11 protein-coding genes and 2 pseudogenes are annotated in these 15667 nt (G+C 38.1%); 11 read left to right on the forward strand and 2 right to left on the reverse strand.

The window, feature by feature from the left end; genetic code table 11:
- Nucleotides 1-2 precede the first annotated feature (2 nt).
- The 7 genes and pseudogenes from hypE (at nucleotide 3) to K9V48_RS13760 (ending at nucleotide 5333) form a co-directional block, all read left to right on the forward strand.
- Complete coding sequence (gene hypE / locus K9V48_RS13730) at nucleotides 3-1010, forward strand: hydrogenase expression/formation protein HypE (protein ID WP_224139562.1); 1008 nt, start codon at nucleotides 3-5, stop codon at nucleotides 1008-1010.
- 55 nt (nucleotides 1011-1065) lie between these two features.
- Nucleotides 1066-1569, forward strand: coding sequence for a cytochrome b5 domain-containing protein (locus tag K9V48_RS13735; protein ID WP_224139541.1), 504 nt, complete (start codon nucleotides 1066-1068; stop codon nucleotides 1567-1569).
- Nucleotides 1569-2474 carry a hydrogenase small subunit gene (locus K9V48_RS13740; RefSeq protein ID WP_224139542.1) on the forward strand — a complete coding sequence of 302 codons (906 nt, stop codon included), beginning with the start codon at nucleotides 1569-1571 and terminating at the stop codon, nucleotides 2472-2474. Before K9V48_RS13735 ends, K9V48_RS13740 begins: the two co-directional genes overlap by 1 nt.
- Nucleotides 2467-3873: a nickel-dependent hydrogenase large subunit gene (locus K9V48_RS13745; RefSeq protein WP_224139543.1), complete on the forward strand. Its 1407-nt coding sequence runs from the start codon at nucleotides 2467-2469 to the stop codon at nucleotides 3871-3873. Before K9V48_RS13740 ends, K9V48_RS13745 begins: the two co-directional genes overlap by 8 nt.
- Nucleotides 3873-4328, forward strand: coding sequence for a hydrogenase maturation protease (locus tag K9V48_RS13750; protein ID WP_224139544.1), 456 nt, complete (start codon nucleotides 3873-3875; stop codon nucleotides 4326-4328). The genes K9V48_RS13745 and K9V48_RS13750 overlap by 1 nt, the downstream gene beginning before the upstream one ends.
- 123 nt (nucleotides 4329-4451) lie before the next feature.
- Nucleotides 4452-5003 (forward strand): annotated as a pseudogene (locus tag K9V48_RS13755) (cupin domain-containing protein); the annotation flags it as partial.
- Nucleotides 5004-5021: 18 nt separating this feature from the next.
- A complete protein-coding gene (locus K9V48_RS13760) occupies nucleotides 5022-5333 on the forward strand; it encodes a DUF5661 family protein (protein ID WP_224139563.1) in 312 nt (103 codons plus the stop codon).
- Nucleotides 5334-6046: 713 nt separating this feature from the next.
- On the opposite strand, the pseudogene K9V48_RS29430 reads toward K9V48_RS13760, so the two are convergent.
- Nucleotides 6047-6188, reverse strand: a pseudogene (locus K9V48_RS29430) (site-specific integrase); the annotation flags it as partial.
- 137 nt (nucleotides 6189-6325) lie between these two features.
- On the opposite strand from K9V48_RS29430, the gene K9V48_RS29985 reads away from it, so the two are divergent.
- Nucleotides 6326-7501: a hypothetical protein gene (locus tag K9V48_RS29985; protein ID WP_263432827.1), complete on the forward strand. Its 1176-nt coding sequence runs from the start codon at nucleotides 6326-6328 to the stop codon at nucleotides 7499-7501.
- Between the two features lie 812 nt (nucleotides 7502-8313).
- Here the strand turns inward: K9V48_RS29985 and K9V48_RS13770 are convergent.
- Complete coding sequence (locus tag K9V48_RS13770) at nucleotides 8314-10836, reverse strand: NB-ARC domain-containing protein (RefSeq protein WP_224139545.1); 2523 nt, start codon at nucleotides 10834-10836, stop codon at nucleotides 8314-8316.
- A gap of 311 nt (nucleotides 10837-11147) precedes the next feature.
- On the opposite strand from K9V48_RS13770, the gene K9V48_RS13775 reads away from it, so the two are divergent.
- The 3 genes from K9V48_RS13775 (at nucleotide 11148) to K9V48_RS13785 (ending at nucleotide 14968) form a co-directional block, all read left to right on the forward strand.
- Nucleotides 11148-12209, forward strand: coding sequence for an NAD(P)-dependent alcohol dehydrogenase (locus K9V48_RS13775; RefSeq protein WP_224139546.1), 1062 nt, complete (start codon nucleotides 11148-11150; stop codon nucleotides 12207-12209).
- A gap of 285 nt (nucleotides 12210-12494) precedes the next feature.
- A complete protein-coding gene (locus K9V48_RS13780) occupies nucleotides 12495-13889 on the forward strand; it encodes an MFS transporter (RefSeq protein ID WP_224139547.1) in 1395 nt (464 codons plus the stop codon).
- A gap of 89 nt (nucleotides 13890-13978) precedes the next feature.
- A complete protein-coding gene (locus K9V48_RS13785; protein WP_224139548.1) occupies nucleotides 13979-14968 on the forward strand; it encodes a carbohydrate kinase family protein in 990 nt (329 codons plus the stop codon).
- Nucleotides 14969-15667 lie beyond the last annotated feature (699 nt).

A 15667-nucleotide genomic window follows, 5' to 3' on the forward strand; every position in this document is an offset into this window, starting at 1 on the left:
TGATGCAGCGAATAAGTCTAGCGCATGGAGAAGGTGGAGAATTAACACACCAACTCATACAAGATATCTTCATTCAATCATTTGGACATTCAGAGCAAACACAGTTTGATTCTGCCATTCTTACTATTCCTTCACAAACCATCGCTGTAACAACAGATAGCTTCGTAGTAAAACCTATTTTCTTTCCAGGTGGAAATATAGGGAAGCTGGCGATAACAGGAACAGTGAACGATTTAGCTGTAAGTGGTGCTATTCCTCACGTGATAACTGCTGGATTTATTATCGAAGAAGGGTTCCCAATAAAAAGTCTAAAAGAGATTGTCAACACTATGGCAGGGGAAGCAGAAAGAGCCGGGGTGAACATTATTGCCGGAGATACAAAAGTAGTCGAAAAGGGGAGTGTGGATGGCCTATTTATTAATACGACAGGGATCGGTGTGATGCAAGAACAGCATCGATTGAAACCTGAAATGGTTCAAGAAGGAGATTCCGTAATCATTAGCGGTACAATAGGGGATCATGGGGTCGCTATCCTGAGTGCACGCCAGGAGCTTGGGTTGCTCACAGATGTTAGGAGTGATTGTGCATTATTAAACCACCTGATTCATGAACTCTTGGAGGAAATCAAAGGAATTCGGATCATGCGGGATCCGACAAGGGGGGGATTAGCCACAACACTAGTAGAACTATGTGAAGACTTTCATTTTACAATTGAAATAGATGAAGCTTCTATTCCAGCACGTAGGGATGTTCAAGGTGTATGTGATATTTTAGGTTATGATCCTCTTTATCTAGCAAATGAAGGGAAAGTAGTTATCATCGTTGATTCAAATGATAAACAAAAGGCACTTGATATCTTGAAGAATCATGAGATGGGAAAGGATGCAAGTGTGATTGGTCAAATTACATCCTGTCATGTTCAATCAGGGAAACTACTTTTAAAAACAGCTGTTGGTACAACAAGAAGACTTAATCGCCTATCTGGTCAGCTTTTGCCTAGAATTTGTTAATCATTTTGATATGTAAGCATAGGATAGGGGGAAACGGCCTAAAGGGGAGAACATCATGCAAAACATCGAAATGATTAGAATGCAAATAAATTATCTTGTTACACAAGCACATCATGATATTTTTACACTTTCTACATTGAGTGACACATCCTTGAAGCAACAAATTCTTCAACGATTATGGGATTCACTATCGACCATTCATTTTCTTAGTGAATGGTTGGCAAATCAAGCCATAACAAGTTATCATGCTTTACCCCCACAAACGGCTGTTGCTGGTTCTTCAGGGACTTTCAATCAGTTGCAGATTCCGCCCATTACTCAGCCTAACCAACGAACGTTTACTATTAGAGAATTAGCAACCTTTGATGGGAAAAATGGAAGGCCTGCCTATGTTGCCGTAAATGGCATTGTCTATGATGTGACTAACAACCGGGCCTGGGCTGCGGCTACTCACTTTGGCTTAACAGCAGGAAAAGATTACACACAGGAATTTGCTTCTTGTCATGCTGGGCAACAATCAATCTTAGCTACACTACCCGTTGTAGGGAGGTTGGTTTAATGGAAGGACAAATTTTGCCGCCAGAGTCTTTAACAAATGAAGCCATTGCGGAAAGGTTAACAAGTACGGCACTGGAGAGCCTCAAAAAGGGGATTATCAAGAAAAAAAACCTCATTTACTTAGAATTAAATGGTTGTTCCGGTAATATCATTTCCTTGTTAAACGGGCAGAATCCCGACTTTGAGTACACGTTAAATTCAATGGTTGATCTTAAGTTTTGCAATAGTTTAATGGCTGCTGAAGGAGAGCGGGCCATCGAGAAACTAATAAAGGCGATGGACGAAGAGTATATTTTAGCAGTTGAAGGAGCTGTGGCGTTAAAAAACAATGGTTTATACAATATTATCGGGAGCTGGCAAGGAAAGCCTCTTACAGGCCTTCAAGCAGCTAAGATGCTCGGGGAAAAGGCTTCACATATTTTAGCAGTGGGGGCTTGTGCCACACATGGCGGGGTGTCAGCAGCAAAACCCAATCCATCCCAATCTGTGGGGCTGCAACAGGTCCTGCCTGACAAAAACATGATTAAACTTCCCGGATGTCCTGTTCATCCAGACTGGTTTTTAGGGACATTAGCGCATCTTTTATTATATGGGGAGCCGGAAACAGACAACTTAGACCGGCCTTTAATGTTTTATAGCACGCTTATCCATGACCGTTGTCCAAGAAGGCCGTTTTTTGACCGAGGGATTTTTGCTGAAAAATTAGGGGATAAAACATGTTTATTTAAGCTCGGATGCCGGGGCCCTGTGACGAGAGTAGATTGTCCAACAAGGCAATGGAATGGTCATGTGAATTGGCCGATAGGAGATAATACGCCATGCATTGGCTGTGCTCAGTTTGGTTTTCCAGATGCCATGGCGCCGTTCATTAGCTATGACACGACAAGGGTGGTGAAGAATGAGTAAGAGAATCGTGATTAATCCGTTGACACGAATTAGCGGTTTTATGGAAATTGATGTGATTATCGACCAGAATCAAGTCGTTGATGTCAAAACAAAAGGAAATTTATTTCGAGGTTTTGAGCAAATGTTAGTAGGCAGAAGTCCGTTCGATGCCGTTTATTTTACTCAGCGAATATGCGGCATTTGCTCTGCAGCCCACTCAATGGCTTCATCCCGTGCTTTAGAAGATGCTTTAAACATTGAACCAATGGAACAAGGAAAATATTTACGAGACATCATCCATTGTTGTGAGTTTTTACAAAATCATATCCGCCATTTTTATCAATATACTGTTCCTGACTTTGTAAAGATTGAACAAAATTCTCTTTTCCAGTCCGACCATGACGATTTTCGATTACCCAAAAACATTAATGACCGGATTTCACAGCATTACTTTGATTCCCTCAAGTTCAGTCGTCTAGCTCACGAGATGTTAGCCGTTTTAGGCGGTAAAGCTCCCCATAATCATGGGGTTTTTATTGGAGGGATAACAACACAGGCAACAGCCGAGAAAGTCGTTCATATCGATTCTATTTTAGGGGAAATTGCCAGATTTATTGATGAAAAAATGATCCCAGATGTATATGACATTGCGCGCTTCTATGCAGACTATTTTCGCATAGGCGGAGGGTATGGCAACCTTTTAACCTACGGTGCTTTTAACCATTATAAGGAGTTAGGCACACTATATGTGGATCCGCTTGTATCCACAATGGAGTCTGTTGAAGCATTTGATGAAAGTAAAATTCAAGAAAAAATAGATTACTCCTATTTCAAATCAATAACTAACAGCAATCAACCAAATGAAGAAGTGACAGAGCCGGATATGGACAAAGAAAAAGCCTATTCCTGGGTGAAGGCACCAAGATATAAGGGTCTCCCTTTTGAGGTCGGACCGTTGGCCAGATTAATATTAAGTGGAGCGTATAACAATGGAATCTCCGCTATGGATCGAACGATTGCCAGAGCACTAGAAGCAAAGAAAATCACAGAAATTATGAAAATATTACTTCAGCAAATCATTCCAGGAGTAGATGTGCAAAAAAAATATGAACTTCCAGAATTGGCATCTGGAAGGGGGTTAGTGGATACAACGAGAGGGGCACTAGGCCATTGGTTAAAGATTCGAGATAAGAAAATCTCCTTCTATCAAATCATTACTCCTTCCACATGGGATTTTTCAACTAGGGATGATAATGGTTTTAGAGGTACTGCTGAAGAAGCCTTAGTCGGTACACTCATTCAGAATCCAGATAAACCTGCAGAGATTGGCAGAATTCTTCGTTCCTTTGATCCGTGTATGTCATGTGCGACTCATGTATATAGTCCAGGAAAACAAGTAAAAACCATAAAGGTGTTTTAATGGAAAAAATAATCGTTTTAGGTATTGGCAATCGATTAATGATGGATGATGGAATTGGAATTTATCTAATTGAGCAACTATCCAAGCTGAATCGTACACCTCATGTATCTTTTTTGATTGGAGAATCAGATATTGATTACTGCATGGATCAAATAATGAAAACTACATTTGTAATCATTGTGGATGCTGTATTTTCAGGAAACAAACCAGGAGAGCTTACCGTTTATCCACTTGCCAATTTACATGAATATCAAACTTTAGACATATCAGCGCATAACTTTCACTTGTTTCAATCATTGTATCAACAGAAAGAATCAATAAAGGGTTATCTCATAGGAGTGGAGCCTTATGAGATAAGGTTCCATATTGGATTAAGCAAAACTATAAGAGAAAAATGGAAAACGATTTTACAAGATGTATCACAGACCATTGATAGGTTGATTGCAAAGAATTGAGTGTGTTATATAGATCTTCAGATTATAAGTTAATATAAATAGAAGAACATTCCCTAAGCATAGGCATATGATGTTTTTGTATATCTGTGAAGGGAATGAAAAAAAATGGACAATGTCCCTAGTATGTATCCATATCCATATCAAAATCAATATCAATATCATTATTATGTTAATGCACCAATGCATAACTATGAAAGACAGCCTGTTTACAGTAATATTCCTAATGGTACTAACCAATATGGTTTTAAAGATTATGGACCAGAACCATTTGTAGTTAATATCAATGAGGCTACGAAGCAAAACAAAACCTATCGTACCGCTTTATGGACAGGGAATCGTTTGCAAGTTACTTTAATGAGTCTCAATGTTGGCGAAGATATCGGTTTGGAAATGCATCCTGACGTTGATCAATTCTTACGTATTGAACAAGGACAGGGGATTGTTCAAATGGGCAAGAGTAAAGATAATTTTGACTTTGAAAGAAATGTCTATGACGATTTTGCAATAATGATACCTGCTGGAACATGGCATAATCTAACCAATACAGGTAATATTCCTCTCAAACTTTACTCGATATATGCTCCTCCTAACCATCCATTTGGTACTGTTCATGTTACCAAATCAGATGCAGTAGCTACGGAAGAAGCCTACGGTCATCGCAATGACAAAAATATAATTACAAAAAATTCAAATATGTTTAGACCAAAAAATATTAATACAACTAATTCAAACACCTCTAAAACTAGCTTTTCTAAAGAGGAAGCAGCTGCAATAGCTTTACTTTTAGGCATTGATTTTACCAAGAGTAAATTTGATTTAAATGAGTTTTGGATGGGAGTAAATACTGAACTTGAACATGGAAGAAAATACAATCAGACAAATGTTACTGCGGATGAACCTATCACTACTGGAAAAATTGCATTGGCTCATCTCAATGAATTTCCTGATTATTATAAAAGGTTGAAAGTGCTTGAGGAAGAAGCAAAAGCGTATTGGAACAAATAATACACTAGATAAAAATGGTCAACCAGAAATCTGGCTGACCTTTTAATACGAATGGGTGCGTTAGTTAAAGAAGAGTGTTGTGGGTCATATAGATGAGCATCATACAATTCCGAATAATTTAAAAGTATTTTGAGTGCATGTGTTCTAGGTAGAATAATAAAAATGAAATTATACAAGGCCGTGTTATTTCGAAAAAGTCCTTTAAACATTTAAAATACAAGGTTTTTAGCTGGGTGCAAGTTGGTGGCAGACTGGTGGCAAAAAGAAACATACTGCCACCAATTCCATCTGTTTAAATCATAATAAGGAAAAACAAAAGCCTATTATATTAGCATTTTCAGATTAAATCTGTTATAATCTGCTTCGCTTTACAACCTTGACAGGGTTGGGGTCACTGGTTCAATTGATGTATTAGCCCATCTCAATTGAGATGGGCTTTATACTTTATCACTTCTGAATTTGTCCTCCGGTTTGTCCTCCGATGTTTTATATAGCGTTTAAAATATTTAAATCAAACTTTTAAAAAATGTTGATTTAAAGCCTTTTTTATACGCCATTTTTTTCTATTATATATGAAAATGAATGGGCGGCATGATGTAATCATCATAAAGTTTTGATATATAGGGGTTTTTAGATAGAAGAAAGATAAATGCTCATACATTTGCTCATAGTGAGTAAAAAAATGCTCATTTCAAAACTAAAAGCTCATTTTATTAGAGAGGGTCTTTCATCAGTTTACTGAACTGGTGGGAGGCCTTTTCTTCCATATTGACAGTCATATGAGCGAATATTCATAGTTGTGTTTATGTCTGTATGCCCTAAACGCCGCTGAATTTCCTTTACTCCTACACCCGCTTATGGTAGGGATGGGCGTCTCCGTGTGTTCATACTGCACAATATTCAATCTATTTATTTCAACAAAAAGTCCAGCCCTAAAGGTGTTACCTAGCATAAAATATATTAAAATTTATTGTTTTCAGGAGAGGGTAACATTGACAAACTATGAACGAATTCCGAGTGGGGTTATCGTAATGTGGAGCGGTTCCATTAAGAATATTCCAACAGGGTGGTTGTTATGTGATGGAACGAAAGGAACTCCAGATTTGAGGGATCGCTTTGTTTTGGGAACAGCTAAAAATTCGGAAATTGGCGACACGGGCGGACATAAAAGAATAAAACTAGAAAAATCTCAACTTGCTCCCCATAGTCATACCGGCAACACGGATGAGGCTGGAGACCACACACATATGGGTACGACGAATGTGAATGGAGGCCACACGCATACGGGAACAACGAATGTGAATGGAGACCACACGCATATGGGTACGACCAATGTGGATGGAGACCACACGCATACGGGAACAACGACTGTAGAAGGAAACCATACGCATATGGGAACAACGAGTATGGATGGAGACCACACGCATACGGGAACAACGACTGTAGAAGGAAATCATGCGCATACGGGAACAACGACTGTGGATGGAGACCACACGCATACGGGAACAACGACTGTAGAAGGAAACCATACGCATACGGGAACAACGACTGTGGATGGAGACCACACGCATACTGGTATGACAGATCCTTCTGGAATACATTCACACCAATACGTTGATCGTGGCGACACAACCACTAATAAACCCGCAGGCGGGAATCAAGCAGCAGCCAATAACACTTCCGGCATTTACACCACATCTCCTGCAGGGGAACATAACCACAACTTTACGACATCTGAAGCGGGAGCTCATAGCCACGACTTTACGACATCTGAAGCAGGAGCTCATAGCCACGACTTTACGACATCTGAAGCGGGAGCTCATAGCCACGATTTTACGACATCTGAAGCAGGAGCTCATAGCCACGACTTTACGACATCTGAAGCGGGAGCTCATAGCCACGATTTTACGACATCTGAAGCGGGAGCTCATAGCCACGACTTTACGACATCTGAAGCAGGAGCTCATAGCCACGACTTTACGACATCTGAAGCAGGAGCTCATAGCCACGACTTTATGACATCTGAAGCAGGAGCTCATAGTCACGACTTTACGACATCTGAAGCGGGAGCTCATAGCCACGACTTTACGACAAACTCAGCAGGTAGCGGAAAGTCAATTAACATAATGAATCCGTACTATAAACTGGCATTTATTATGAAAAAATAGACAGCTAAGGTCTAGTTGCTTTTTTCTTTTGAGCTGCATTTTCGGCTGCCACAAGAATCAGGTATTTTCTCCGAATGAATGTTATTATTGACCTCCTAGATCAACTACATTCTGAGTATTAAGGTATTTTATCCATTATTCATTAAACATAAAAAAGTACGATAAATCAGGCTTCGTATAAATATATTTCTAATTACTTCAGTCTATAGGCAAACATAAAAAGAACGAAAAAATATGGTCAAAAAGCTGGTTATTGTGGAGACGGATAAGGAAAAGTGCCCTACCAAATAGTCATAACATGCTCATAATTTTGCTCATAACCTTTTTTTTCTGTTTTAAATTATTTTAATTCAAAGGAGGAAACCCCTTTAATATCAATGATTTTATAAATTTATTTTCATCTATTATATGCCTTGTTGAATGGGCGGCATGATGTAATCATCATAAAGTCTTGATAATTAATGGTTTTTAAGTGAATAAAAGATAAATGCTCATACTTTTACTAATAGTAGTAAAAGGTGCTCATTCTTTACAAAAACCATTTTATTAGAGAAGGTCTTTCATTAGTTTACAGAACTGATGAGAGGCCTTTTCTTTTATATTGGCTGTTATATGAATAAATGTTCATTGCTTTTTGAATTAACATCTGTATTACTTAAACATTGGTGAATCTCTTTTATTGTAAAATTAAAAAGGCATAAGCCCGTTTCAATATCGAACTCATGCCTTTAAAGTTGTTTAAACCTTTATTTAATTTTAAGGGCTAAAACCATAAAGAATTACTTTTAAAATGTTTTAATTATTGTTTCTGTTTAATTACTTTCAATTAACTTATTAAGCTGTTCTACTTCTTTTCGAATACTAATGGTTGGTTCCCATGAATCTATAAGGTTGATAGCCTTTAGATTTGATTTTAGCGCTTTTGTATAATCTCCTTTGCATGATAACAATTGGGCCATCCCATAATGATAATAAATTAACTCAATTTGATTCGCCTTATTTTTGTCATAGAGAATATGATCAAAAGCTGCTTTTGCCTTTTCGAATTCGTCACAATTCACATAGGCGACACCAAGATGAAAATAGGCTTCAATCGTTTTTTCACCGCCATAGATTGAGCTGATTTCGTTGGCCGCTTCGTATAATTGGATTGCCTCTTCAAAATTTCTATGCAATAAGCATAGGTCTCCTCGAACTAATAAAACTCGATGCTGAATAATAGGTGTAGTCTGTACGTCCTTTACTTTTTCTAAAATAGCTTCCGCTTTCTCTCGTTTGTTTGCTTTTAAAAAAAGTCGCGATTTTAAGGCAAGTCCCCAAACCTTTAAGTCGTAAACATCCGTATGATCAGAATTTAAATGCTCGAGTATTTGAAGACCGGCTTCGATTTGTTGAAGGGCTCCGTCCAAGTCATTGACTTCTATAAGTGCCCAACCTAATGTATCAATTCTAAAAAATGCTTCAAGCGTCTTTCTTTCTAATTGATTGGCATAATCAGCCGCTTTTAGTCCATATTCGATTCGTAATGGCAAGTTAATCCGACTTAAAAAATGACTTATCCGGGTGATGAGTTCAATTAATAGCTCCTTTTTTTTAGCTTGACTTGACCACTCTAAAACCTTAAGGATGTTCGGCCATTCTTTCTTAATTTGCTCCAAGTCACGACCGAGAAGATAACTCCAATAAACAGAATTTGGCTGTTCTCGTTTTAAATGTGTTTCTAAGTAATGAATATAATAATGGCCCCATCGAATGCGCGCTTCCTTTTCAAAATCTTGATTCTCAGACAAGTGTTGTTCGCCATAGGCTACGACAGTTTGATGTCCGAGATAATATAAATTCCCTTCAACACGTTCTGGCTGAATTAGGGCATAAGTCCGCATTTGTTCAACCGCATAATGAAACTTTCGAACATCTAATCCCGCAGCTGCAGCCCAGCTCTCTTCATCAGGAGGTTTGCTGAAAAAGCATAGCACCTGCCATAGTCGCTGAGTACTTTCATCACATCGTTTCCATGTGCGCCCGAAAAGGAAGTCAAAAAGTTCTAACAGGGAGTAGCCCGCTTTGCCTAGCTCGTGAATTAGTTGCTGAGCTGGAATGTCATCATCTGAAATATACACTATGCTTAGGGCCATCGCTTTAGGATTTCCAGCGGTTGCTAAAATTAACTGATGCTTGATTTCAGGGGATATCGTTAATAACTGTTCGATTTTTTTTCGTTTCATTGGAGAATTACATGTTTGTAAGTAACGATGTATTTCATAAAAAAGAAAATTAAGAGCTTCCTCTTTTTCAAGGCCTTTAAGCTGAGTGGTCACCATTTCCCGAAAGGCATCCCTATATCTTAGATTTAAGTTCTCGCGAGATGTAAGGATGACCTTAACACCTTGAGGAAGGTTAGTAATGAATTCGTGTATTTCACTTTCGGCGGTATCGATGCTATCTACAATAAGCAAAACAGGTTCATTCCTGGAATAATGAGCTAATGCATTACGGACAACAAACCGTTTTTCATTAATCGATTTATCTATTTGTTCCACACGTCCGAGTTGGTAAGCAATTGTATTTAAAAAATCACTAAAGCTTAACCCTTTCCAATCTGCACTAACCCAGATGATACATTTAAATGTTGGCCAATCTACGCCAACTCTAACAGTATCTCCGTAGGGGTCCCCAGCACAGGCATAGGCTACCTCAAGAGCAATTGTCGTTTTTCCCATACCAGCCCATCCGGTAATTAAACAAACTGGTGAAGGAGAAAGAAGCCACTGACGGATTGCTTCCACATCAAATCTCCGTCCGATAAAGTTGCCTGTCCAGCGTGTTGGCAAATTATGCGTTAATGGTTGTTCTTGATATGTATTCGTGTCACTGTCTTGTATATCGTGAAACAATCGTGTCACTACTTTTTCAATATCTTCATCAAGAGGTGCACCGAATGACTCATCATTTCGTAACGTTTTTGCTTTTTTAAGACATGACGTTACCCATACAGGTAAGGCAGGTTTGATAACAGGTATCGTAGTGGTCTCGAGTAGTTTGGTAAACCATTGGATATTCATATCCGTTTTTTCAAGAATGACCCAGAGAATCCCGAAAAGCTTTCCATCGTCAATTCGGCCGGGAATATATTTTGCGCCCATTTGTCCAATCCAACTTTTAATCGTGTTGGAAGAGACACCTAGCTGGTAAGCAATTTTATCTAAATAAGATTGTCCTGATGGATTAGTTTCATTTTTTTTCCTTCGAATCTTATAATCAGGATGGAGTTTTAAGGACTTAACACCAGAAGATAACAGTTCCGCGAAATTTTTCTGGTCTTCAAGTTCAGCCATAGTACCTACCACCTCCTAATATTTTTATTTTACCAATAGATCTCTTTTTGTATATGAAAAATTAACAAGTAAAAGGTACAGCGTTACTGTACTTTTATACAGTATAAAAAGCTACTCGACCTTTGGATAAGCATGTAGAATTAGCCTTGTAACAGAGAGATCTGATATGTATGCACTTACATCGTGACACTAAGAGGCATCATCGTCAACAAGAACAGAATAAATGGATGTACTTTGTGAAAACAAGATGAAGTTATCAAAATGATTTTAGTCATGTATAGACAAGTCTGATGAAAGAAAGGAAATTGTCGATGAATAACACAGTACCGAAAAACATGAAAGCAGCTGTTATGCACAGCATGAGAGAAATTAGCATTGAAACATTGCCTATACCCGAAATCAACCGTGATGAAGTTTTGATTAAGGTCATGGCCGTTGGAATTTGTGGTTCAGATTTACATTATTATACCCATGGCAGAATTGGCAAATACATTGTGGAGAAGCCATTTATCCTCGGTCATGAATGCTCAGGTGTGATTGCCACTGTTGGATCATCTGTAAATCAATTTAAAGTTGGTGATCGCGTGGCGGTCGAACCAGGTGTAACCTGCGGACATTGCGAAGCGTGTAAAGAGGGCCGTTATAACCTTTGTCCAGATGTACAGTTTTTGGCAACACCACCGGTAGACGGTGCGTTTGTCCAATATATCAAAATGCGCCAAGACTTTGTCTTTTCGATTCCAGACTCGCTTTCCTTTGAAGATGCTGCCTTAATTGAACCTTTTTCTGTTGGTATTCATGCAGCGAATAGAACGAATCTCCAACCCGGATCAACGATTGCGATTATGGGAATGGGCCCGGTCGGGTTAATGGCTGTTGCTGCTGCCAAAGCATTTGGGGCAGGCACCATCATCGTGACTGACTTGGAGCCGTTACGACTTGATGCTGCAAAAAAAATGGGTGCAACTCATGTGATCAATATTCGTGAACAAGACGCTCTCCATGAAATCTCTTGTATTACAAATGGCAGAGGAGTTGACGTTGCTTGGGAAACAGCTGGAAATCCAGCAGCGCTAAAATCCGCACTAGCTTCTGTGCGCCGTGGTGGAAAACTTGCGATTGTCGGTTTACCTTCACAAAATGAAATACCGCTTAATGTCCCATTTATCGCTGACAATGAAATTGATATTTATGGCATTTTCCGATATGCAAATACGTATCCAAAAGGGATTCAATTCCTCGCTAACGGTATCGTTGACACTAAGCATCTTATAACAGATCGCTATTCATTAGCAGATACACGTGAAGCGATGGAACGAGCACTCAATTTTAAAAATGAATGTTTAAAAATTATCGTCTATCCAAATGACTAACCTGTGCTAATGATGAATATTTCCGACACTTAGGCTAAAGTACTCGCCTTTTAATTAGTAATAAGTCTAATTCTCTTGGAGCGGATTTAATGATTATGGTTAATCCGTTTCCAATTCTATCTTTAAAAGATTGTAAGTGAAGAGGAACGTTGATTAAGTTTCAAAAACCAAGGCGTTACTTTTTATAGGAAGAGGGATTGAGAGATTGGTTTGGCATATCCATCTTATCGACTTGAGTACTTCCAATGAAATGAATAATGAAAACGGATTCTGGAGGTATAAGTGATGATAGAAACAGAACAATTACCGGTAGTAAAGTCTAAAGACAACGAGAAATCTAAATCTAGTGCGGGCTTGCCCTGGTTAGAACGAATTGGATACGGAATAGGGGATATGTCGTATAATATTGTGTTCCAATTTGTTAACGCGTATCTCCTATTCTATTATACGGACGTCGGTGGGATTCATCCCGCGGTGATCGCAACTTTATTTCTAGTCGTACGAGTTTTAGATGCGATTTTTGACCCAATTATGGGAGTTATTTTAGATAAGACCAACACGAGGTGGGGGAAAGCAAGACCATATTTATTATGGGTCTCACTTCCTTTTGCATTATTCACTTTCTTGTGTTTTACGACTCCTTCCTTTGGACCAACTGGAAACATTATCTATGCGTACATTACCTATATTTTACTCGGCATGTCCTTTAGTATGCAAACGATTCCAGTTAACAGCTTAACCGGGCGGATTACAAATGATGTCCAAGAAAGAACGGTATTAACGACAACACGTATGATATTGGTTTATATTGGAATCCTCCTTTCCATTGCATGTGCAACACCACTTGCTACAGCTTTAGGTGGGGAGAACCAAGCATTTGGATTTCAGATGACAGCTTTAGTCTACGCGATTGTCAGTATCGTTTTGAACCTTTTTAGCTTTTTTACAGTACGAGAGCGAATTGTCCCGAAAAAGAGCGAGAAGCATGGGTTGAAAATGACTTTATCTGTTTTGTTTAAAAACAAGCCTTTGTTAATCCTTTCTTCATCATTTTTGGCGTTTGCCATTGGGTTTAATATTAAACTCAGTACAATGGTGTACTACTTTACGTACAATGTCGATCAAAAGGAATTAGTGTTCTTTGGAACTGTTTTATTTTTTGGTGCAGCGTTAATTAGTAACTTATTTATACCTGTATTTTCTGAAAAATGGGGTAGAAAGAATGTGATGATTATATCGGCCGCTATATCTCTTATTTCGTACATCGGGCTGCATTTTACTCCCTATTCTTCGATCACCTTCATTTTAATTTGGTTGTTTGCTTCGGGATTCTTTACTACTCCATTGAATACGCTTGCTTGGGGTATGATTGCAGATTGTGTCGATTATGCTGAATGGAAAACTGGAGTTCGGGCAGATGGAGTTGTTATTTCAAGTATGAGTTTTACGAATAAATTAGGAGTTGCACTTGCTGGGTCGTTCTCTGCAATTTATTTAGGGATAGCAGGATATATTCCTAATGCAGATCAAACAGTAACTTCCCTAAACGCTATTAAAAATATGAATGCATTGATACCAGGACTTTTTATTTTACTTTCCATCATAATCATCTGCTTCTATCCTTTAACTGAAAAAGTATATAAAAAGATGATTTCAGAGTTAGAGCAAAGGTCTAACTAGGAGTGAATATCGTTATTCATTAATCAACAGAGATGTAAATCTTTCTTGGACTAACATAAATTTAGAATAAGTAAAAGAGTGTGATATACGTGCAAAATAATAGAAGTAAAAATCTTTCAGTTGTATGTGTTGGAGAATTATTAATTGATTTCTTTTGTACTGAAGTTGACGTTGATTTAATAGAGGGACGCCAATTTTTAAAAAGTGCTGGCGGTGCACCGGCCAATGTATCAGCTGCGATAGCAAAATTAGGTGGAGACGCAGCGTTTAGCGGAAAAGTAGGAAAGGATCCGTTTGGTTATTTTTTAAAACAAACATTGAATACTGTAAATGTTGATACATCCATGCTTGTCATGGATAAGAAAGCAGCAACAACGCTGGCCTTTGTTTCATTAAAGAAAAATGGAGAGCGAGACTTTGTCTTCCAAAGGGGAGCAGATGCTCTGTTAACAATGGAGGATATAGATCAAGATAAAATAAGTGAAGCGAAAATTCTCCATTTTGGTTCGGCAACGGCTATGTTATCTGATCCATTTTGTACAACCTATTTAAAGCTTATGTCCAATGCTAGGGATTTGGGTCAATTTATATCTTTTGATCCTAACTATCGCGGCGATTTATGGAAGGGAAGAGTCAATGAGTTTGTTACATTCGCAAAAAAGGCGATAGCTTTAAGTGATTTTGTTAAGGTAAGTGATGACGAGCTGGAGATAATCACAGGTACTAAAGAGTATGAAGAAGGTGTTAATATCCTTCATGCAATTGGAGCAAAGATTATAGCGGTTACGCTAGGTAAAAGAGGAACACTGCTGTCTAATGGAAAGAGAAAAGAAATTGTAAAAAGCATTCCTGTTACATCAATTGATTCTACAGGAGCAGGTGACGCTTTTGTCGGTGCAACCTTATTCAGATTAGCGAACACTGATCATATTAAATCTATTAATAATGATTTTGAGCAGCTACGTGATATTGTGACTTTTGCGAATAAGGTTGGAGCTCTCGTTTGTACAAAAATAGGAGCGATTGAAGCACTGCCTTTTATTCAAGAGATAGAAAGTTCTTTGTTTCAACAAGTATGAAGGAATTTAACAGAGGTTAATACAAAATTTTATTAATCTCTGTTGTAAAAATTGCTCATAATTTTGCTCATAGACATTTTTTCTTCTGTTTTAAGATATTTTAAGTGAAAGATGAAAAACTATAATATCAATGATTTTATAAAACTATTTATTTCTATTAAATGCCATGATGAATGGGCGGCATGATGTAATCTTCCCCTCAAATCCTTGATATATAAGGGTTTTTGAGTAAGATGAGAGTGAAATGCTATCATTTTGCTGACATAAAGGATTTAAGTGAAGCTTCTCATGAGTTTGAAACTTGTGGAAAGCTTTTTTTATTTGGTGACATGAAGATATACATCTTTCGTTATTTAATCGTCTGAATGGCTTGCCTGTCCATGATTTGTTCGATTGGAACAACAGATTCTGCAAGTGGCGAACGTATTATTAATCCCAATAATAATACATTGAGGTTAACTCTTCATGATTGTCCGTTGCAGTTGACGTAATAGTTACTCCTTCCACTTCCTTCCCTCCATTTCGATTATTTTCTAATAACCTCCCATAGTCAACTTACTAAAATAGGGCTGCGGACTTAGTAAATCATTAGGCTCTAGCAGGTTAATTTAATAAATATCATTTTGTATGATTATTTTAGTTGGTAAATCGTTCCAAGCTAATTTTGCTAAGGAACCAGTATGTAAGAATATTATTAAT

Source organism: Metabacillus rhizolycopersici, assembly GCF_020075705.1.